This is a genomic window from Mycobacterium sp. P4_H6 (genome assembly GCF_056400845.1).
The window spans coordinates 1-19,946 of sequence record NZ_JBFUKN010000084.1 but is presented as its reverse complement, the minus strand read 5'-3'; the positions used below and the strand labels follow the sequence as shown (position 1 = coordinate 19,946).

Annotated in this window: 16 protein-coding genes and 1 tRNA gene; 13 read left to right on the top strand and 4 right to left on the bottom strand. The window is 68.3% G+C overall.

Annotated elements, in window-relative coordinates; all coding sequences use genetic code 11:
• The first annotated feature begins 86 nt into the window (after positions 1 to 86).
• Entirely contained in the window at positions 87 to 1,271 is a 1,185-nt protein-coding gene (locus AC1DTF_RS25945; protein ID WP_477476159.1) for an alpha/beta hydrolase family protein, read from the top strand.
• Here AC1DTF_RS25945 and AC1DTF_RS25940 read toward each other — a convergent pair.
• Complete coding sequence (locus tag AC1DTF_RS25940; protein ID WP_477476158.1) at positions 1,268 to 1,942, bottom strand: SIMPL domain-containing protein; 675 nt, start codon at positions 1,940 to 1,942, stop codon at positions 1,268 to 1,270. The genes AC1DTF_RS25945 and AC1DTF_RS25940 overlap by 4 nt on opposite strands.
• A 74-nt stretch (positions 1,943 to 2,016) precedes the next feature.
• Entirely contained in the window at positions 2,017 to 4,683 is a 2,667-nt protein-coding gene (locus tag AC1DTF_RS25935) for a hypothetical protein (RefSeq protein WP_477476157.1), read from the bottom strand.
• Between the two features lie 489 nt (positions 4,684 to 5,172).
• On the opposite strand from AC1DTF_RS25935, the gene AC1DTF_RS25930 reads away from it, so the two are divergent.
• The 4 genes from AC1DTF_RS25930 to AC1DTF_RS25915 all read left to right on the top strand — a co-directional run bounded on the left by AC1DTF_RS25930 (position 5,173) and on the right by AC1DTF_RS25915 (position 10,745).
• A complete protein-coding gene (locus AC1DTF_RS25930; protein ID WP_477476156.1) occupies positions 5,173 to 6,132 on the top strand; it encodes a GGDEF domain-containing protein in 960 nt (319 codons plus the stop codon).
• Between the two features lie 8 nt (positions 6,133 to 6,140).
• Positions 6,141 to 7,802, top strand: coding sequence for an SLC13 family permease (locus tag AC1DTF_RS25925; protein ID WP_477476155.1), 1,662 nt, complete (start codon positions 6,141 to 6,143; stop codon positions 7,800 to 7,802).
• Positions 7,802 to 8,458 (top strand): GNAT family N-acetyltransferase, encoded by a 657-nt coding sequence (locus AC1DTF_RS25920; protein ID WP_477476154.1) that lies wholly within the window; start codon positions 7,802 to 7,804, stop codon positions 8,456 to 8,458. The genes AC1DTF_RS25925 and AC1DTF_RS25920 overlap by 1 nt, the downstream gene beginning before the upstream one ends.
• Before the next feature lie 64 nt (positions 8,459 to 8,522).
• Positions 8,523 to 10,745 carry an MMPL family transporter gene (locus AC1DTF_RS25915; RefSeq protein WP_477476153.1) on the top strand — a complete coding sequence of 741 codons (2,223 nt, stop codon included), beginning with the start codon at positions 8,523 to 8,525 and terminating at the stop codon, positions 10,743 to 10,745.
• Here the strand turns inward: AC1DTF_RS25915 and AC1DTF_RS25910 are convergent.
• Positions 10,742 to 11,581, bottom strand: coding sequence for a PE-PPE domain-containing protein (locus AC1DTF_RS25910; protein ID WP_477476152.1), 840 nt, complete (start codon positions 11,579 to 11,581; stop codon positions 10,742 to 10,744). The genes AC1DTF_RS25915 and AC1DTF_RS25910 overlap by 4 nt on opposite strands.
• 357 nt (positions 11,582 to 11,938) lie before the next feature.
• Here AC1DTF_RS25910 and AC1DTF_RS25905 point away from each other — a divergent pair, with 357 nt between their 5' ends.
• The 5 genes from AC1DTF_RS25905 (at position 11,939) to AC1DTF_RS25885 (ending at position 16,222) form a co-directional block, all read left to right on the top strand.
• Positions 11,939 to 12,211: a hypothetical protein gene (locus AC1DTF_RS25905; RefSeq protein WP_477476151.1), complete on the top strand. Its 273-nt coding sequence runs from the start codon at positions 11,939 to 11,941 to the stop codon at positions 12,209 to 12,211.
• A gap of 84 nt (positions 12,212 to 12,295) precedes the next feature.
• On the top strand, positions 12,296 to 13,996 hold the full coding sequence (gene oxc, locus AC1DTF_RS25900) for an oxalyl-CoA decarboxylase (RefSeq protein ID WP_477476150.1): 1,701 nt from the start codon (positions 12,296 to 12,298) through the stop codon (positions 13,994 to 13,996).
• Positions 13,993 to 15,480, top strand: coding sequence for an AMP-binding protein (locus AC1DTF_RS25895; RefSeq protein WP_477476149.1), 1,488 nt, complete (start codon positions 13,993 to 13,995; stop codon positions 15,478 to 15,480). The genes oxc and AC1DTF_RS25895 overlap by 4 nt, the downstream gene beginning before the upstream one ends.
• A 72-nt stretch (positions 15,481 to 15,552) precedes the next feature.
• Entirely contained in the window at positions 15,553 to 15,849 is a 297-nt protein-coding gene (locus AC1DTF_RS25890; RefSeq protein ID WP_477476148.1) for a hypothetical protein, read from the top strand.
• 37 nt (positions 15,850 to 15,886) lie between these two features.
• The gene (locus tag AC1DTF_RS25885; protein ID WP_477476147.1) at positions 15,887 to 16,222 is read left to right on the top strand and encodes a hypothetical protein; all 336 of its coding nucleotides are present in this window, start codon (positions 15,887 to 15,889) and stop codon (positions 16,220 to 16,222) included.
• A gap of 177 nt (positions 16,223 to 16,399) precedes the next feature.
• On the opposite strand, the gene AC1DTF_RS25880 is transcribed toward AC1DTF_RS25885, so the two are convergent.
• Positions 16,400 to 16,482: transfer RNA gene (locus AC1DTF_RS25880), tRNA-Leu, on the bottom strand.
• Positions 16,483 to 16,698: 216 nt separating this feature from the next.
• Here AC1DTF_RS25880 and AC1DTF_RS25875 point away from each other — a divergent pair.
• The 3 genes from AC1DTF_RS25875 to AC1DTF_RS25865 form a co-directional block, all read left to right on the top strand.
• On the top strand, positions 16,699 to 18,111 hold the full coding sequence (locus tag AC1DTF_RS25875; protein ID WP_477476146.1) for a DUF3662 and FHA domain-containing protein: 1,413 nt from the start codon (positions 16,699 to 16,701) through the stop codon (positions 18,109 to 18,111).
• 82 nt (positions 18,112 to 18,193) lie between these two features.
• Positions 18,194 to 18,661: an FHA domain-containing protein FhaB/FipA gene (locus AC1DTF_RS25870; RefSeq protein ID WP_057169137.1), complete on the top strand. Its 468-nt coding sequence runs from the start codon at positions 18,194 to 18,196 to the stop codon at positions 18,659 to 18,661.
• Positions 18,658 to 19,946, top strand: a 1,289-nt coding sequence (locus tag AC1DTF_RS25865; RefSeq protein ID WP_477476145.1) for a PP2C family protein-serine/threonine phosphatase, incomplete at its 3' end; no start/stop codon positions are given. The genes AC1DTF_RS25870 and AC1DTF_RS25865, both read left to right, overlap by 4 nt.

The window sequence follows — 19,946 nt, the reverse complement described above, 5'->3', positions numbered from 1 at the left end:
CGTTTTCTGGAATTAGTCAAGATTAAGCTCGGGGTGAGTCTGAGTCCCACGAGGAGGACCGCGGGCCGCCGCTTAGGGTGTCGGGCATGGCCGGTCTGCGACGCGCGCTTCGCGCCACTCTGTTGCTCGCCCTTGCAGTCGTCCTCACGGTGCCCGGCGTTGCGCACGCCGCGGCGCCGAACTGGTCCGGGCTGGACGCCCGCCACTACGCGGGCCCCATCCCGGCGCCCGGCAACCTCATCGAAAGCGTCCCGCTGGCACCGGAACTGTCCGTCGCCGGCGCCGGCGCCGGCTACCGGATCCTGTACTCCACCACCGACCAGCACGATGCCCCCGCGGTGAGCACCGCCGCGGTGTTCCTCCCGCGCACGCCGGCACCGCCGGGCGGCTACCCGGTGATCGCCTGGGCGCACGGCACCGTCGGTCTGGGCGACGACTGCACCCCGTCGGCGCTACCCCGCATCCCGCGCGACGACGAATACCTGTCGCACTGGCTGAACCAGGGATACGTCATCGTCGCCAGCGACTACGCCGGGCTCGGCACCCCGGGTCTGATGAGCTACCTCAACAGCGTCACCACCGCCCACGGCGTCATCGACTCGGTGATCGCCGCCCACCGGATGGACATCGCGCTGTCCCCGAAGTGGGCCATCGTCGGCCAGTCCCAGGGCGGTGGCGCAGCCGTCGCCAGTGCCCGCTGGGCCACCGAATTCAGCGCGGGYAGTGGGCTGGACTACCGCGGCGTGGTCGCCACCGGCACCCCGGCGAACATCCAGAAGTTCGTCGCCCAGGCCGGACCCGATCTCCAACTGCCCGAGCTGGGGCCGGTGGCCAACGCCTATACGGCCTACATCATCGCCGCACTGCGCGAGGCGCGGCCCGATCTGGACGTCAACAGCGTCTTGTCCCCGGCGGGCCTGAACGCCGCCGCCCGCGCCGAGACGGTGTGCGTGCATCCGCTCACCGACGAACTGGCACAACTGCGCCCGGCCGACATGTTCTCGGCACCGCTGCTCTCGATCCCCGGGATCGAGGACGCGCTGCACGATTTCATGGGCACGCCGGTCTCGGGATACGACCGGCCGATCTTCCTCGGGGTGGGTCTGCTGGACCGGGACGTCCCGCCGGCGTCCACCTTGGCGTTCTACGACCAGCTGATGGCCAACAACCAGAATGTCGAACTGCGCATCTACCCGGAGGAAGACCACAGCGGGACGGTGCTGGCCTCGCTGGTCGATTCGACCCCGTTCCTGCGCAACGCCTTCGGCTAGGGTCCGCCGGCGAGAAACCGGGCGTCGACCGTCGCGGACACCTCGATGTCCTCGGGGAGCAGTTCGACATCGCCGCCGCCGGCCGGACTTGCCGCTGCCCGCAGGAAGGTACCGCTGTGGCCGCCTTCTGGATGCGATTGGGCAGCAAGCATTCCGGCGTCGGCGATCGCCACCGGCCGCACCGTACCGAGCTCGAGGGCGTCCGCGTACTGCTGGGCCCGGGCCACGGCATCACGCACGGCGCGGGTACGGGCATCGGCGAATAAGGCGTCGCGGCGGGCGGCGGTGAGCGCCCAGACCACCTGGGCCACCCGGAATCCGCCGGTGCCGGAAACATGTTCACCGACCCACCGCGACAGTGCCTCGAAGTCACGGAACTTCACGTCGATGTCGACCCCGGCGTGGTGCACCATCGGCAACTGCTTGCCGTCCTTGTGCCAGGGCCGCTGTGACCAGGTGCGCAACTGGCCGGCCGACCACCAGGTGACCGGTGCCGGATCGAGGGCCTGCAACCGGGTGACCGAGGCTTTCACCGCGGCGAGATCGTGGGCCACCCGGTCATACACCGTTCCCATGTCCGCGCCCTCGTAGGTGATCGACGCCCGCACGGTCCCCCGCTCGGGCGGCTGGAAAGCGGAGAACGATCCGCGCACGGTGATCTCGGTTGCCATGGGATCGAGCCTAACCACGAACGCCGAACGGGCAGGTCCGACCGTTGCGATCGAACCTGCCCGTCCAGAACCGGTTAGAAGGGACGCTTGGGACTCACCGGCACCGTGATGATGGCGCTGGAACTGGAGTACCCGTTGGACACCGTCACCGTGAAGACATCGTTGAGGTTGCCGCCGGCCGCCCACGACGCCGTACGCGCCGCCGTAGATGGCTGGAAGGTGAAGTCGCCATTCGCACTCACCGTGTAGTTGCCCTGAATCCCGCCCAGCGTCAAGGTATACGTCAGCGGCAAGCCGTTGGGATCGGTCGATACGATCTTGCCGGTCACCAGACCACTGGTGCTGTTCACTGCCTGGTTGGTCTTTGTCGGTGTGCTCGGCGCTGCCGGGTTCGGCGCGATGGGCACGGTGATGGTCGCAATGCTGCTCGTCCCCGCGGCATTCCGAGCCACCACCGTGAAGACATCGGGTGTGGTCACCCCGGCCGAGGCCAGCGTCCGCGCCGCCGCCGACGGCGTGTAGGTGTACGCGCCGGTGGCTCCGTTGAAGTTCAGGGTGCCCGCGATGGTCGAGGTGATGATCTCGTAGGTGACGCCCTGACCGATCGGGTCGGTGGCCGACACACTGCCCGTGACCAGACCACTTCCCGCATTGGTGGTCTGCGACCCGCCGACCGGCGTGCCCGGCTTGCCGTTTGCCGCCGTGATCGGCACGGTGATGATGGTCGGCATGCTGGTGAGGACGCCGTTGCTGGCGACCACCGTGAACACATCGGACACCGGGCCGATGCCGGCACCGGCCAGCGCCATCGCCAGCGCGGACGGCTGATAGGTGTACCCACCGGTCTGGCTGTTGAAGGTCAGCGTGCCGCCCAGCGTCGAGGTGATCACGTTGTAGGTCAGCGGTTGACCCGCCGGATCCGTGGACCCCACACTGCCGGTCACCAAACCCGTTGCCGGATTGGTGGATTGTGAGACAGTGGTCGGTGCGCTCGGCGTCGCATCGACCGCCGTGATGGGCACCGTGATGATGGCAGGCAGGCTGGTGAGGACGCCGTTGCTGGCGACCACCGTGAACACATCGGACACCGGCCCGATGCCCAGACCGGCCAACGCCATGGCCAGCGCCGAGGGCTGATAGGTGTAGGCGCCGGTGTTGCTGTTGAGCGTCAGCGTGCCGCCCAACGTCGACGTGAGCACGTCGTAGGACAGCGTCTGCCCGGCCGGATCATTCGATCCGAGCTGGCCGGTCACCAAACCGGTGGCCGGGTTTGTGCTCTGGGACACCGAGACCGGGGTTCCCGGGGTCGCGTTGCCCGCGGTGATCGGCACCGTGATGATCCCCGGCAGACTCGTCAGCGAGCCGTTCTTGGCGACCACCGTGAACACGTCGGAGACCGGCCCGATCCCCAGGCCGGCCAGCGCCATCGCCAGGGCCGACGGCTGATAGGTGTATTCGCCGGTCGCGGTGTTGAAGGTCAGCTGGCCGCCCAGCGTGGAGGTCAGCACCTGGTAGGTCAAGGTGTGCCCGGCAGGCCCGGTCGAACCGACCTGACCCGTCACCAAACCTGTTGTGGTGTTGGTGCTCTGCGACACGGTCGCCGGAATGCCCGGGGTGCCGGCGGTCGTCGCACCGATCGGCACCGTGACCAGTGCGTAGTTGGACGCGATGCCATTGGAGACAGTGACGGTGAAGATATCGCTGAGGGGCGCGATGATGGCGGCCAGTCGCGCCGCTTCCGACGGGGTGTAACTGAAGGCGCCGTTGGCGCCCAGCGTGACCTCACCGAGCAGGGGATCGATGGCCACCGTGTAGGTCAGCGCCAGGCCGGACGGATTGTTGGCGCTCAGGAATCCGGTGACCGTGCCGGTTTCCGGGTCCGGCCCGGTGGGCGTGGCCACGACACCGGTCGGCGGCGCGATGCCCCACTCGGTCTGCAGTTGCCGGAACCAGGTCCATGCCGCGGCAAGGCCCACATCCAGTTGCGGCAGCGGGGAATTGGTGTTGACCCCGAACAGGTTCAGGATTCCGCCGACGAACTTCAGGACCGGAACGGCGATCGCCTTCGGGACCGGCGCCGGGTCGGCCGCGGCAGCTGCATTGGAGGAGATCTGGTTGGCGCCGGCCAGGGACGTCGTCGACGATGTCGACGCGTAGGTGGTGACACTCGGCGAGGAAGCCACCTCCGGCGTGGTGGAGGTGGTGCCCGCCTGCGGTGCGCCCGGATCCTGGAGAGAGTCCTCGGTGGCGGCGACACTGACCTCGGGCGTCTTGGCGATCTCACTGGCGGCTGTGGCCGCCGAAAGCCGGTTCTGCAGAACGGACTTCGCGCCGCGGACGTGCGCGCCCCGGGTGTTCTTCTTGGTGGTGTCGGCTTCTTCCGGGTCCGGGAGGCCGACGTCGATGCCGGTGTCGTCCTCGGTCGACTCTTCGGGCTCGTTTGTGGTCTGCGGCCCGGTGGTGGACGAATCGTTCGGCGAGGAGCTGTCGTTCTCCGAAGAGCTCTGACCGGTCGGCGTGGACGACTGACTGCTCGTCGACGTCGAACCGGTGGCACCGTCATCGGCGTAGGCGACCCCGGTGCCGCTGGCCAGGGCAGCGCCCAGGCCGAGGGTCACCGCGCTCGCACCCAGCCAGGCGTACGGTTCCGGGCGCGTGCTCTTGGCGCGGTGGCTGCCGCGACGTCCGCTGCCCGACCGATTCGTCTTGGCGCCCTTCGGCAACCGGTGCCCACCTGCCATCGATGTTTCCCCACCTCGTTTCGTTTGCAGATATGCCCTGCGCCGTGACGGACATCACAGCGAGCAGAATATTAACGGTTACGTTAGTAGGAATCTGCAATTCTGTCAGTTTTTGCCACATGTGTCGCACGATCGGCGTACACGAGGTGGAGTCCGGTATTTCGTCGTGGCGTTGCGTTGCTGTCTTCCGGCTGGGAAAGACCCGTGGTGGTGAATCGGAGATTCACCGATATCCGCACCGCGGTCACCGGACCGCCAGGCGAAAATTTGCCAGACCCGTTGGGCGCGTCCCCACGTCGTACAGCGGACCGCCAGCTCTTCGCGCGGAATTCGCTGGCTGCCGCCCGCCGGTGCACCGGTAGCGCGTCGCCGTCAACCTGACAGGCGTTGGACGCCCGTCCATTCGACGCTCTCACCCATCCCGTTCCGCAATTCGGTAGGAATGTGCACAATGGTTTGCTGATCAACGCGGGTGGGGACGGGGTGGGTGTGCCGGTTCTGAATACGGTGCTGCGTCGCCGGATGCTGCTCATCTACCTGACGACCGGGCTGGTGCTCTACGTCCTGGCCATCGCGACCGCGTTCGGCCGGCCAGATGCGTGGGGCGAATGGATCTCGGTGGCACTGAGTGTGGTCGGGCTGCTGGCCGCCGTGCCGCGGCAGCTGTGCGGTTGGCGCTACACGGTGGCCCTGGTGTGCGCGTGTATCGCACCCCTGGCCGCGGTGCTGGGCCATCAAGAGCCAGCCGCGCAGGTATGGGCGTTGGTCCCGTTGATCCTCATCGCGGTCTTCGTGCGCAGCTGGCACCGGCCCACGACCGCGCGGGTGGTCGGCGCCCTGCTCGCCGCCGGGGTCAGCGTGGGTATGTGGATCGCCCCGGCACCCGTCCCATGGTTGTGGTACCTGCTGTTCCCGGTGTGCATCCTGGGTGCCGCCGAGCTGCTGGGATTACTGCACGCGGCCCTGATGGAGGCGGCCCTGCGTGACCCGCTGACCGCCGTGTGGAATCGTGCCGGGCTGAACCGGGAACTCGACGACCTGCTGCCGCGCGCACGGCGGCGCGGGGAATCGCTGGCCGTCATCGTGCTGGACATCGACGATTTCAAATCCGTGAACGACCGCGACGGGCACGCCGCCGGAGACAGCGTGCTCATGCAGCTGACCCGGCGCTGGACCCGGCAGCTACCCGCGTCCGCTCTCGTCGGACGGCTCGGTGGTGATGAGTTCGTGGCCATCGTCTCCGGGTACGACGAGAGTCAGGCTCGCGCGCTGGCCGACACCCTCCGCGGGGACGGCCCGGTACACGTCAGCACCGGCATTGCGGTCGGACCCGCCTACGAGCCGGGCTCGTTCGCCAAGATGCTCACCGAGGCGGACCGGGATCTGTACCGGCTGAAGAACGTCCGCAAGAGCAGCCCGCCCGCCGACGAGGCGCCGGCAGGGCGATAATCCCCGGCATGGAGATAGTCGCGGCGATCATCGTCGTCGCCACCCTCGTCGCCATGACCACCGGAGCGGTGCCCGCCGTGCTCGCGCTGATCTGCGCGCTGGTGGCGGCGGGCCTGGCCGGTATCGCCACGCCGGCCGAGTTGTTCGCCGGGTTGAGCAATGGCGGTGTCATCACCATCGCGGCGATGCTGGTCATCGCCAAGGGCGTGCTGCACACCGGCGTCATCTCCCGCGTGATGTACCGGCTGCTGGCCGGGGTGGCCACGCCGCGGCAGGCGCTGGGCCGGCTGATCCCGCCCACCGGCGTTGTGTCCGCGCTCATCAACACGACACCTCTGGTGGCCATGCTGATCCCCGCGGCCAGGGAACTGCAGCAACAGTCCGGGGTGCCGGCGCGTTCGGTGTTGCTGCCGATCGCGCACGCAACCACGCTCGCCGGTTCGGCCACCTTGATCGGCACCAGTTCCAACCTGCTGATCGCCGGACTGGCCGCTCCCGCCGGGGTCGAGGTGTCGATGTTCTCCTTCGCGCCGGTCGCGGTTCCGGTCGCCATCGTCGGCTGGGTGGTGCTGTTGATCACCGGCCCGCTGATGCTGCGCGGGCGATCCGAGACCGGCGGTGACACCGCGTCCTGGCGCGCCGAGATCCCGATCTCGGCCAATGCCAATGCGGTTGGACGCAGCGCGGCGAACCTCGGCATCCACACCACCCCCGTCTTCGAATTGCTCGAGGTGCTGCGCCGGGGGCAGCCGGTTGATACGGGCAGCGTTCTGCAGGCCGACGATGTACTGGTTTACCGCGCCACCGAAGCGGGTGTACGCATGCTGTGGGCCAGCCCGCGGTTCGGCCTGTCACCGCAAGACCTGTACATGGTGTCCATCGCCACCAATGAACAATCCTCGGTACGCGTACTCGAGGAGAACGAGGACATCACCGTCGTCGCGGCCGAAGGCGATGAGCGGCTCCGGGACATCCCCGCCACGCCCGGGGAGATGTGCCTGGTGACCGCCGCCTCCCCGGACGTCCTGACCGGCCATCCCTCGATCGGGTTGTGGCAGAAGGTCGCCGGTARGGCCCCGCAGACCGGTAAGACCTGGGTGGCGCTCGCCATTCTGGTGGCCGTCATCGTCGCCGGTTCGCTGGGCTTGGCGGCCATCGAACTCGTCGCGGTCACCGGGGCGGCGCTGATGGTCGTCACCCGGGTGCTGACACCTCGGTCGGCGGTGCGGGCCCTGGACTGGAACATCCTCGCGATCATCGCCGGTTCGGTAGGGCTTGGCACCATTGTGGTGAACAGTGGCCTGGGCGAACGGATCTCGGACGCGGTGCTCACGCTCTCGGCCGGCAACACCGCCCTGGTGGTGTTGGTGATCGCCATCGGCACCACCTTGTTGACCAACCTCGTCACCAACTCGGCGGCTGCGGCCATCCTCACACCCGTCGCCATCGCGGTCGCGGGCAGCAGCGGCCTGGACCCCGTGCTGCTGTTGACCATCATCGGGACCTGCATCTCGTTCACCTTCCTCAACCCGTTCAGCCACCAGTCCAATCTCATGGTGATGAAGCCGGGCGGCTATTCCACGCGCACCTTCTTCCGCTTCGGGGTCCCGCTGACGGTGGTCTCGCTGGGTACGGTATTCCTGGTCGGGTGGGGGCTACTGTCGACGTGATGACCGATGCGGGAGCGCAATTCGCGTTGCGGATCGCGGTGGACGGTGCCGAATTGGCGGCTCCCTCGGATGCCCAACTCGCCGAGCTCGCCCGCCATGCCGCGACACCGGGGGCGGTGCTGCCCACCGACCAGACGCATTTCGTGAAGTGGATCGACGGGCGGACGCCGCAGCAGATCGAACGTCAGCGCATCGCCCGTGTGCAATCCAATCGCGATCTCACCAAGCGGCCGGGCTGGACACTGGATTTGGCGGTTCTGGTCGACGGCGTACCGGTCGGCCTGCAGAGCGTGTCGGGTTTCGAGCAGTGGCCACAGCGCCGGGTCGTCGGCACCACCTCCTGGCTGACGGCGCCGTTCCAGGGCCGCGGGTTGGGCACCCGGGCGCGGGCCGCCGTGCTCGAGCTCGCGTTCGCCCACCTGGACGCCGAGGCAGCGAAATCCTGGGCGCTCGAGGAGAAYACCGCCAGCACCACGGTCTCCACCACCCTCGGCTATCGATTCGTCGACAGTCATGTCCTGGTGGAGGACGGCCGCGAGCTCATCGAGCACGTCTACGAGCTGCGGCGCGAGGACTGGCTGGGTTCAGCCGCGCGCAGGCGGTTTGCCCCGGTGATCACCGGGGCCGACGCCCTCGTCCGGCAGTTGGCTGTCTGAGTTCGTCGCTGTACCCGACATCACGTGTCAAACCGCCGTCGATGGGCATACATAGCGTGACCAGTTGTCTTGTCTCGAATACCCGGGGGTTGTGGTGTCCCGTTATCTGTATGCGCTCGGCAGATTCAGTTTCCACCGTCGCTGGTTGGTGCTGGGCGTGTGGCTGGCGGTCCTGCTGGGCATGGCGGCGGCCTTCATCGGCCTACGGGGCCAGCCCTCGGACAACTTCTCGATTCCCGGCACCGAATCGCAGCGCGCGGTCGAGCAGCTTCAGCAGAACCTGCCCGCCTTCTCCGGCGCGCAGACTCAGCTGACCATTGCCGCGCCGGAGAACCGTGCGGTCACCGACCCCGCCTTCGCCCCCGCGATCGACCGGGCCGTCGCCAACCTCACCGCCATCCCGGATATCGCCGCGGCCGCCGGACCCGCTCAGACCCGCCAGATCGCTCCCGACGGCAGGGTCGGGTTGGGCACGGTGCAGTGGAAGGCGCAGATCGGCGAAGTGAGCGACGATGCTCTGACCGAGCTGGAGACGGCGATGAAGCCGGTGCAGGACGCCGGGCTCCGCGTCGAATACTCCGGCAGTGTCTACCCGGGCTACAAGGTGGAACCCCCGATGATCGCCGAGATCATCGGGATCGTGGTCGCGTTCCTCATCCTGCTGGTCACCTTCGGCGCCGTGGTGGCCGCCGGGCTGCCGATCATCACCGCCGGCATCGGCGTCGGCATCGGCCTTTTCGGCATATTCGTGGTGGCGGCATTCGTCGAGATCCCCTCGGCCACCCAATCGCTGGCCCTGATGCTCGGGCTGTCCTGCGGTATCGACTACGCGCTGTTCATCCTCAACCGCTACCGCAACAATCTGCTGTTGCTGATGCCCCGCGACCAGGCGGCGGCACTGGCCGTGGGTACCGCCGGTGGATCCGTGGTGTTCGCCGCCCTGACGGTGATCATCGCGTTGTGCGGCCTCGCGGTGGTCGGCATCCCGTTCCTGACCTACATGGGGGTGGCCGCGGCGATATCGGTGTTCATCGCCATGCTGATCTCCCTGACCCTGCTCCCGGCCATGTGCGGGTTCGCCGGCGGCAAGGTCGCGAAGTTCATCGACACGCCGCTTCAGCCCGGCCGTGCCAAGCAGGTCGCCCAGGTCGCCGCCTACACCCCACAGCGCACGATGGGCGCCGCCTGGGCCCGCTTCGTGGTGCGCTTCCGCACGCCGCTGCTGCTCGGCGGGACCGCGGCCCTGGTGATCATCGGACTACCCGCCCTCGGCATGCATCTCGGGCTGCCCAGCGGCGCGTCTCAACCCGAATCCAACACCTCACGCCAGGCCTACGACCTGACCTCCGAGCATCTCGGCGCCGGCTTCAACGGGCCCCTGCTCGTGGTGGCCGATGTCTCCAAGGCCACCGATCCGGGTGCGGTGGCCACCATCGCCGCCAATATCGGCCGCGAAGACGGCGTGGTGGCCGCGGCGCCGGCCGGCGGCGACAATCGTACGGCCGTCATCCAGGTGATCCCGGAGACCGGGCCCAACGACCTCGCCACCGCCGATCTCGTCCGGCAGATCCGTGCCGACCGCACGGCCATCGAAGCCGGCACCGGCGCAACCATTCTCGTCGGCGGCAACACCGCTTCCAACATCGACACTTCTGACAAGCTCGCCGCGGCACTGCCGATCTTCGTGGTGGTCGTGGTCGGGCTTGCGTTCATCCTGCTGACCGTCGCGTTCCGCGCCGCCCTGGTGCCGCTGACCTCGATCGTCGGGTTCCTGCTGTCGGTGTTCGCCGCCCTCGGTGTGCAGGTGGCGGTCTTCCAGTGGGGCTGGGGCGCAGGCCTTCTGGGTGTCACACCGGGCGAGACGATCAGCTTCCTGCCAATCATCCTGCTGGCCATCATCTTCGGCCTGTCCAGCGACTACGAGGTGTTCGTCGTCTCCCGGATCAAAGAGGAACTCGGCAACACCACCGACGCGCTCGAGGCCGTGCGCAACGGTGTCGGTCTGTCGGCACGGGTGGTGACGGCGGCCGCACTCATCATGTTCGGTGTCTTCATCGCCTTCCTCGCCGGCAATGACCCGATCATCAAATCCATCGGCCTCAGCCTGGCCGTCGGCGTCTTCCTCGATGCGTTCGTCGTGCGGCTCACCTTGATCCCGGCCATCATGAGCATCCTCGGCGACAAAATGTGGGTGCACTCCAAGTGGTTCGACAAGTACGTGCCCGATCTGGATATCGAGGGCACATCGCTGGAAGCGGCCCGCAAGAGTCCGGTCGAGGTCCGCTAAGGCGCCGCGGGAATCGGCAGAGTGCCCATCGGCCGGGTGTACCCGGCTTCGACGATGGGACGCAACCGGGCGTCATCCCCCACTTTCTGACTGTTGGGTGTCCACTGCTGGGTGACCATCGGCAGGAAATAGGTGGCCGGGGCCCCCAAGATGTAGGTGGCGTTGCCCTCGACGAAGATCTTGTTGGCGGGGTCGTTGAGACCGATGTTGCTGTAGTCGTTGTGGACCGGTTTGAGCTCGCCCTTGCCGCCCACCAGGCTGGCGGCGCCACGGTTCTTCTTCGCGTCCGCATTGTTCAGGTCGTTCGGGCAGTCCGCGAAGTAGTCGTATTGGCGGGCGATCACTTTGACCGTGTACGGGGTGTCATCGGGGAAGCCGTTCCCGCCGTAGGCGGCCACGCAACCGCTCCCCGGGACGTTGGCGCAGCCGTTGTACTTGCTCTCCAGATCACCGGTCATCACGAATGTCACTGTGGCGGGGTCGATATCGCGGGTGGGCCCGTACCGGCGCAACCAGGCGTCGGCGACCTGGGCGCCCTGGCTGTGCCCGGCCACGATCATGGGCCCCGCGGTCGAGTGCAGCATCTCGTTGAGCTTGTCGGCGCCCTTGTTGGTGTTGGTGGCGCCGGGAAAGTTGTTGTACGGCACTTTGAGCACCTCATTGGGTGCGGCGAACAGCTCCCCGCGCAGCCAGTCGGAGTCCAGCGGTCCGAAAGCCGGCGCCAACGTGAGGACCGTGGCTCCACCCGGTCCGGGAGCGGCGGCGGCAGGCACCGGTGCCACCATGGCCGCGCTCATCCCGAACAGCAACGCGATGGTCGCGCGCAGAATCTTCATCAATGTTCTCCCCTTGCCGAGACGGCATCCCTGGATCGATCCCCCGCCACGATGGTGCGCGGCTCGGCCGAGGTATCCCAAGCGTCGTGTCATGAATAGCTAAGAGTTGGTGCGGATTTGAGACCACCCGACCGTGAGCTTGGCGCGCGGATCAAGGCGGCACCGACCGGCTCGGCAAAGGCTGGTCGCAGCCCACCGGGCCGTGGACATCGCCCTTCGCACCCGCGGCCCGGGACGCCGCACAGTCGAGGATCTTGCGGGGTCAAGGATTCATGCCCGATATCCGCAATCCCCGTCCCCGCACCCCTACGACCGCGACAATTGTCACCAGGCACCGCGCCCCAAAAGGAGACTCCCATGGTCACACGCACCACCACCCTGCTGGCCGGCGCGCTGCTCAGCGCATCGACGGCCGTCCTGCCCGTCGTATCCGCGCCGGTGGCCGGTGCCGATGTCTGTGCCGGGGCCGATGGCCGGCACTTCGCCGCCGGCGGGTGTACCAACATCGTCGGCGATGTCGCCGTCGGTGCCGCCATCGCGTCAGCGCACGTACCCTACGTTCCGGGAGAAATCCCCTGCTACACGGTCGAAGGCGTGCCCTACTACACCCCGCCCGGCGATCCCTGCTAGCGCGCCGAGGTAGGGCTAGCCCCCACTGCTCATTCCCGGTCAGCCGGATATCGCCGAGGGTGTCCCCGGACGCAGACTTTCCCCATGAACGGGACGGCGCGTACCGACGGCTTCCATCTCCTGGTGGCCGCGTTGCAGCGCAATCACGTCGACACCCTTTACGGCGTCGTCGGCATCCCGATCACCGACCTGGCACGACTGGCCCAGGCATCGGGCATCCGGTACGTGGGCTTTCGGCATGAGTCCGCCGCGGGTCATGCCGCCGGTGCTGCCGGCTTTCTCACCCAGAAACCCGGTGTGCTGCTGACCGTCTCCGGCCCCGGTTTCCTCAACGGCATGGTGGCGCTGGCTAATGCGACGGTGAACTGCTTCCCGATGATCCACATCGCCGGGTCCAGCGACCGGGCGATCGTGGATCTGCAGCGCGGGGACTACGAGGAACTCGACCAGCTGGCCGCGGCGCGTCAGTTCGCGAAAGCCGCCTTCCGGATCAACCGCGCCGAGGACATCGGTCGCGGCGTGGCCCGGGCCATCCGGGTCGCCGTGTCCGGTCGCCCAGGCGGGGTCTATCTGGACATCCCCGGCTCGGTGCTGAGCGAGGTGGTCGACGCCGGCACCGGACGGCGATCGCTGTGGGAGGTCGTCGACCCGGCTCCGGCGCAACGGCCTGCCGACAGCAGCGTCGTGGCGGCCCTGGACCTACTGGCCTCGGCGCGCCGGCCGCTCATCGTGCTCGGCAAAGGCGCCGCCTACGCGCGGGTGGAGGGCTCCGTCGGCGCGTTCGTCGAGCAGACCGGCATCCCGTTCCTGCCGATGTCGATGGCCAAGGGCCTGCTGCCCGATGCTCATCCGGCGTCGGTCGCGGCGGCCCGCTCGCTGGCGCTGGCCGAGGCCGACGTGGTGCTGCTGGCCGGGGCGCGACTGAACTGGCTGCTGGGTCACGGCGAGGCACCGCAATGGTCGCCCGATGCCCAGTTCATTCAGATCGACATCGATCCAACGGAATTCGACAGCAACCAGCCGATCACCGTGCCATTGGCCGGCGACCTGGGCTCGGTGCTGGACGCGCTGGTGCGCGGCGCGGTGCAGCGTGACCTGCGCTGCCCGCCGCAGTGGCGGGACCGGCTGGCCGAACGCCGGCGCACCAACGACGCGAAGATGGCCGCCCGGCTGGCCGAGGATCCGCATCCGCTGCGCTTCCACAACGCCTTCGGCGCGATCCGTGAGGTTCTGTCCGAACGGCCCGATGTCTATCTGGTCAACGAGGGCGCCAACACCCTCGACGTCGGACGCAACGTGCTGGACATGCAGGTGCCGCGGCACCGACTGGACAGCGGCACCTGGGGTGTCATGGGCGTCGGGCTGGGTTATGCCATCGCCGCCGCGGTCGAGACCGGTCAGCCGGTCGTCGCGGTCGAGGGCGACAGCGCCTTCGGATTCAGCGGGATGGAGATCGAGACCATCTGCCGTTACCAACTTCCGGTCTGCGTGGTGGTGCTCAACAACGGCGGCGTCTACCGCGGCGACGGCAATGACCCGGCGAGCAGCGATCCCGCCCCGACGGTGCTGGCGCCGCGCGCGCATCACGAACACCTCATCACCGCGTTCGGCGGCGTCGGCCATCACGTCCGCACGGCCGACGAACTGCGCGCCGCGCTGGCCGAGGCGTTGGCGTCGGGCCGGCCGACGCTCATCGACTGCGAACTCGACGTCACGGCCGGTACCGAGTCCGGCCATCTGACCAACCTCAATCCCCGAACGGATCTCGCGGAGGCAATCCGATGATGAACACGCATGCTCCGTCCTGGCGGCTGGGCGACATCCTGCGCACCTCCGACCCGTCGCGCACCGCGCTGATCAGCGGCTCTGGATACCGGCGCCACAGCTACGCCGAATTATCCTATGCCGCAGACCAACTGGCCACACAGCTGGTGAGTGCAGGGTTGTCCCGGGGCGATGTGATGGTGCTGCAGTCCTCCAACGGCCCGCAGTTCGTGGTCGCGCTCATCGCGGCCGCCCGCGCCGGCGTGGTGGTGGCACCGATGGACCCCACGGTGCCCGGAGCCGACAAGCGCCGGCGGGTGGAAGCGCTGGGAGCTCGGGTGGTGGTGACCGACCGGTTGCGCACCTGGGACTTCGACACCGACTGCCCGGACTGGCTGCTGATCCCCGATCAGGCCGGCCTGCCGACCATGCTCGATGCTGCCGCACCGCCCCGTGCCGGGTCCGGACCAGCAGGGTTGAGCGGCGATGACGCGCTCATCATGATGACGTCGGGCAGCACCGGCGCACCCAAACTCGTGCCGTGGACCCACCACAACCTGGCGTCGTCGATCACGGGCATCGTCAGCGGGTACCGGCTCACCGAGACCGACGCCACGGTGGCGGTGATGCCGTTGTTCCACGGGCACGGTCTGGTCGCGGCACTGCTGGCGACACTGGCCAGTGGCGGAACGCTGCTGTTGCCGGCCAGTGGACGGTTCAGCGCGCACACCTTCTGGGATGACATCGCGGCCGCGAAAGCGACCTGGTACACCGCCGTGCCCACCATCCACCGCATCCTGCTCAGCCGCGCCATCCCGGGAGCCGCCTACCCGCGGCTCCGATTCATCCGCAGTTGCAGCGCCCCGCTCAGCGCAGAGGACACCGCCGCGCTCGAGTCGACTTTCGGTGCCGTGGTGCTCGCCGCCTACGGCATGACCGAAACCACCCACCAGGCGTCGACCGCAGTGGCCGGCGACGACGTCACAGTTCGCACCCGCACCGTCGGGCGCCCCAGCGTGGTCAGCGCCCGGGTGAGCACGTCGGGAACCGGCGAGATCCTGCTCAMCGGACCGACGGTCGTGCGTGGATATCTGGGGCCCGCAACAGAATCCGCCGCCGCGGCCTTCGCCGACGGCTGGTTCCACACCGGCGACATCGGCACCATCGACGGCGGCGGCCACCTCGCCGTCACCGGGCGGATCAAGAACCTGATCAACCGCGGCGGCGAGAAGATCGCACCGGAACGCGTCGAGTCCGTACTGCACACCCACCCGGACATCGCCCGCGCCGCCGTCGTCGGGGTGCCCGACGACCTTTACGGCGAGCGGGTTGCGGCGGTGATCGTCGGCGACGAATCCCTGACCACCGCGGGCATCGCCGACTTCTGCCGCACGCGGCTGGCGCCTTATGAGATCCCCGAGGTCGTCGTGTTCGCCGCCGATATCGCCGTCACCGCCAAGGGCGACATCGATCGGGCCGCGCTGCCCGCGCAACTGCAGCACTGAAAATCTCTGTCGGGAGCATGCCCACACGGCCATAGGCTGGTACGGACGAGCCGGACGGTGGGGGGAGCCACGATGGTGACTGTTGATCTTGCGATGACTCTGGCGGATACAGACCATCCGGCCAGAGTGGTCGGAGAGGTCCTGGGCCGGTTGTTGATCCTGGCGCTGATCGTTGGTCTGATCATCTGGGCCATCGTGAAGATGGTGACGAAGCCGACCCGGCCGGGCCCGCCGCAGTATCCGCACTACCCGCCGCCCCAGTGGCCGCAGTGGCACGGTCAGCAGCCGTACTGGCAGCCGCAACAACAACCGCCACCCCCGGGAGGCCAGTGGCCCCCGCCGTACCCGCAGCAGCCTCCACCTCACTGAATTCGCTGATCACTACCGGCGCGGCGGCGGCGCCGTCATGCTCGCCGGTCCGGTGTCGGCCGAGGAACTCTCCGGCATGCACGACCAGTACGTCCAGGGCAGCCGGCAGTTCACCGTGCTCGGCACCGAGCCTTGGTCCGACCCCGACACCGACTCGCAGTGGTACTTGACCCTCTCCCCGTGCGGGGAGGGCTGCACGACGGTGACCTCCCAGACGGGCGGCTGGACGCACGAGATGCGGCTGATCGACGGGCGGTGGCAGTTCAGCCGGCCCAATCCCACCGGGGCCACATGTGACGGCGTCCCGGCACCCTGCGCGATGCGTCCATCTGCCGTGGGCTGCGGGCCTACAGCGAGACGCGGGTGTCACTGATCCGGACCGGCGCGTGAGCAGAACTGCAGGAAACGCCGCCCGCCGGCGTCGTGATTCGGCTGCGCCATAACGTCATTGACGATCCGCGCGCGCCGATTTCCACGGCGGGATCGCACACACTCCGACCCCCGGAAATCACACAGGGCCCCGGATAACCGAGGCCCTGCGAACATGGTGTGGGCGAAGGGGGACTTGAACCCCCACGTCCCGAAGGACACTGGCACCTGAAGCCAGCGCGTCTGCCATTCCGCCACTCGCCCGAGCGACCGCGCAACATTATCACTCCACGCCCGCCGCCCCCAAACCCATGGAAGTCGATCCCCACCACCCCTGCTGACCTGGCGTGATCCGATTCTCAGAGATCTGTTGGTCACGCTTTCGCGCGATAGGCCGATAACATGCCTGTGAGCAGTGTGGCCAGAGCGACACGCGGCGCGGGGACCGACGACGGTACGACGAGGCAGAGAGGCGGTGTGATGGGTCTGGCAGATCGCATCGAGCGACGCCTCGAATCCACCGTCGGTGACGCCTTCGCGCGGGTCTTCGGCGGCTCGATCGTCCCGCAGGAGGTCGAGGCGCTGTTGCGCCGCGAAGCCGAGGCCAGATCTCGCAACGTCGGCGGCGGCCGTATTTTGGCCCCCAACGACTACGTCATTACCCTCAGTGAGGCTGATTACCAGAAGGTGAGCGCCGACCCTGACCGGACATCGACCACATTTGCCCGTCACCTGGAGGGTTTCATCCATGACCAGGGGTGGCAAACGTATGGTGATGTGGTCGTCAGGTTTGAGCCATCGCCGAGCCTGCACACCGGACAGTTCCGCGCCCGTGGAGCGGTCAACCCAGACACGACCACCCGCGAACCCGCACCAGCAGAACGAGACCGCGCGTCCACAGAACCAGGAGCACCAGCGATGACCGACAACCCGAGCTACCGAGGCCAGGGACAGGGTCGGCCCGGCGACGATCAGTACGACGACCGGTACCGCCAGCCTGACGAGGCCCGCGAGGGCCACCCGCAGGAACAGGGCGGTTACCCGCAGGAGCAGGGTGGCTACGCGCCGCGTCCGGGCGGCTACCCCGACCAGGGTGGCTACCCGCAGGATCGGGGCGGCTACCCGGATCAGGGTTACCCGCCGCCGTCGTATGAGCAGCGTCCGCCCGCGGGCTACGGCCAGCCCGGCGGTCAGCCGCCGGCCGGATACCCCGACCAGGGTTACCGCCAGCAGCCGCCGCCGGCCGGATACGGCCAGCCGCCGGCCTCGCCGCCGCCCGGGTACGGCGATTACGACTACGGTCGCCCCCCGGCCCGCCAGGACGAGGGCTACGGCCGTCCGCCCGCACCGCAGGCCCCGGGCTATCTCGATCAGGGTGGTTACCCCGACCAGGGCGGCTATCCCGATCAGGGCGGCTACGGCGGCCAGCAGTACGGCCGCGCCGACTACGCGGCACCGCCCGCCCCGGCGGCGCCCGATTACGGCCGTTACGGCGAGCCCCCGGCCCAGGGCGGCTACCCGGACCAGGGTTACGGCGAGCCCGCCGGCTATGACTACGGCGCCCAGCCCGCAGCGCCCGCTCCCTACGGCGGCGGCTACGGCGCCGCGGCGACCGTCACCCTGCAGCTCGACGACGGCAGCGGCCGCACCTACCAGCTGCGCGAAGGCGCCAATGTGATCGGCCGCGGCCAGGACGCCCAGTTCCGGCTGCCCGACACGGGCGTGTCGCGCCGCCACCTGGAGATCCGCTGGGACGGCCAGGTCGCGTTGCTGTCGGATCTGAACTCCACCAACGGCACCACGGTGAACAACGCGCCGGTCCAGGAGTGGCAGCTCGCCGACGGTGACGTGATCCGATTGGGCCACTCCGAGATCATCGTCCGGGTCCACTGAGCGTCGATCAGCAACAGGCCTTCGGGCCTCCCAGTATCGTGACGGCGGAACTCGCACGGAACTGGGACGGAGAGGACGTCGGATGCAGGGGCTAGTACTGCAGCTGACGCGCGTCGGATTTCTGCTGCTGCTGTGGCTGTTCATCTGGTCGGTGCTGCGCATCCTGCGCACCGACATCTATGCGCCCACCGGCGCCGTCATGGTGCGCCGCGGACTCGCGCTCCGCGGGTCACTGCTGCCCAAGGGGGAGCGGCGCCACATCGCCCGGCACCTGGTGGTCACCGAAGGCGCGCTGGCCGGCACCCGCATCACGCTGAGCAGCCAGCCGGTGCTGATCGGCCGTGCCGACGACTCCACCCTGGTGCTCACCGACGATTACGCGTCGACACGGCACGCCAGGCTGTCACCACGGGGGTCGGAATGGTACGTGGAGGACCTAGGATCGACCAACGGCACATACCTTGACAGGGCGAAGGTGACTACGGCGGTAAGGGTTCCGATGGGAACGCCGGTACGAATCGGCAAGACAGTGATCGAGTTGCGCCCGTGACACTCGTGCTCAGATACGCAGCGCGCAGCGACCGGGGTCTGGTGCGCGCCAACAACGAGGACTCGGTGTACGCCGGGGCCCGGCTGCTGGCGCTCGCCGACGGCATGGGCGGCCACGCCGCCGGTGAGGTGGCCTCCCAGCTGGTGATCGCCGCGCTGGCACATCTCGACGACGACGAGCCCGGCGGCGACCTGCTCAACAAGCTCAATGTGGCGGTGCACGAGGGCAACTCGGCCATCGCCGCCCATGTGGAGGCCGATCCCGAGCTCGAGGGCATGGGCACCACGCTGACCGCGATCCTGTTCGCCGGTGGCCGGCTCGGGCTGGTGCACATCGGCGACTCCCGCGGCTACCTGATGCGCGACGGTGAGCTGACCCAGATCACCAAGGACGACACCTTCGTCCAGACCCTGGTCGACGAGGGACGCATCACCGCCGAGGAGGCGCACAGCCATCCGCAGCGATCGCTGATCATGCGCGCGCTCACCGGTCACGAGGTCGAGCCGACCCTGATCATGCGCGAGGCCAAGGTCGGCGACCGGTACCTGCTCTGTTCGGACGGACTGTCCGACCCGGTCAGCCACGACACCATCGCCGAGGCACTGCAGATCCCCGATGTGGTCGACGCCGCCGACCGGCTGATCGAACTCGCACTGCGCGGCGGTGGCCCCGACAACGTCACCGTGGTGGTCGCCGACGTCGTGGACTACGACTACGGCCAGACCCAGCCGATCCTGGCCGGTGCCGTCTCCGGCGTGGATGACGACACCATCCCGCCGAACACCGCCGCGGGTCGCGCCTCGGCGTTCAACCCCAAGCGAAACCAGCCGAAAAGGGTTGTCACCCAACCCGAGGAGCAACGACCGCCCCGCTCCAAACGCCGGATGCTGATCGCCGCTGTGGTGGTCCTTCTGGTGGTGGTGGCGGGGCTGACCATCGCCCGCGAGATCATCCGCAACAACTATTACGTCAGCGAGCAGGACGAAACGGTCGCCATCATGCGCGGTGTGCAGACCTCGTTCCTGGGCCTGTCCCTGCAGGAGCCGTTTCTGGTCGGCTGCCTGAACGCCCGAAACGAGTTGTCGCTCATAAGTTTCGGCCAGTCCAAGGGGCCGCTGGACTGCGAGGTGCTGCGCCTGGAGGACATCCGCGAATCCGAGCGCGCCCAGGTCGCCGCCGGCCTGCCCTCCGGTTCACTCGATGACGCGATCCGCCAGATCAACGAACTGGCCCGGACGTCGCTGCTGCCCATCTGCGCGCTGCCGACCCGGACCCCCACCACCAC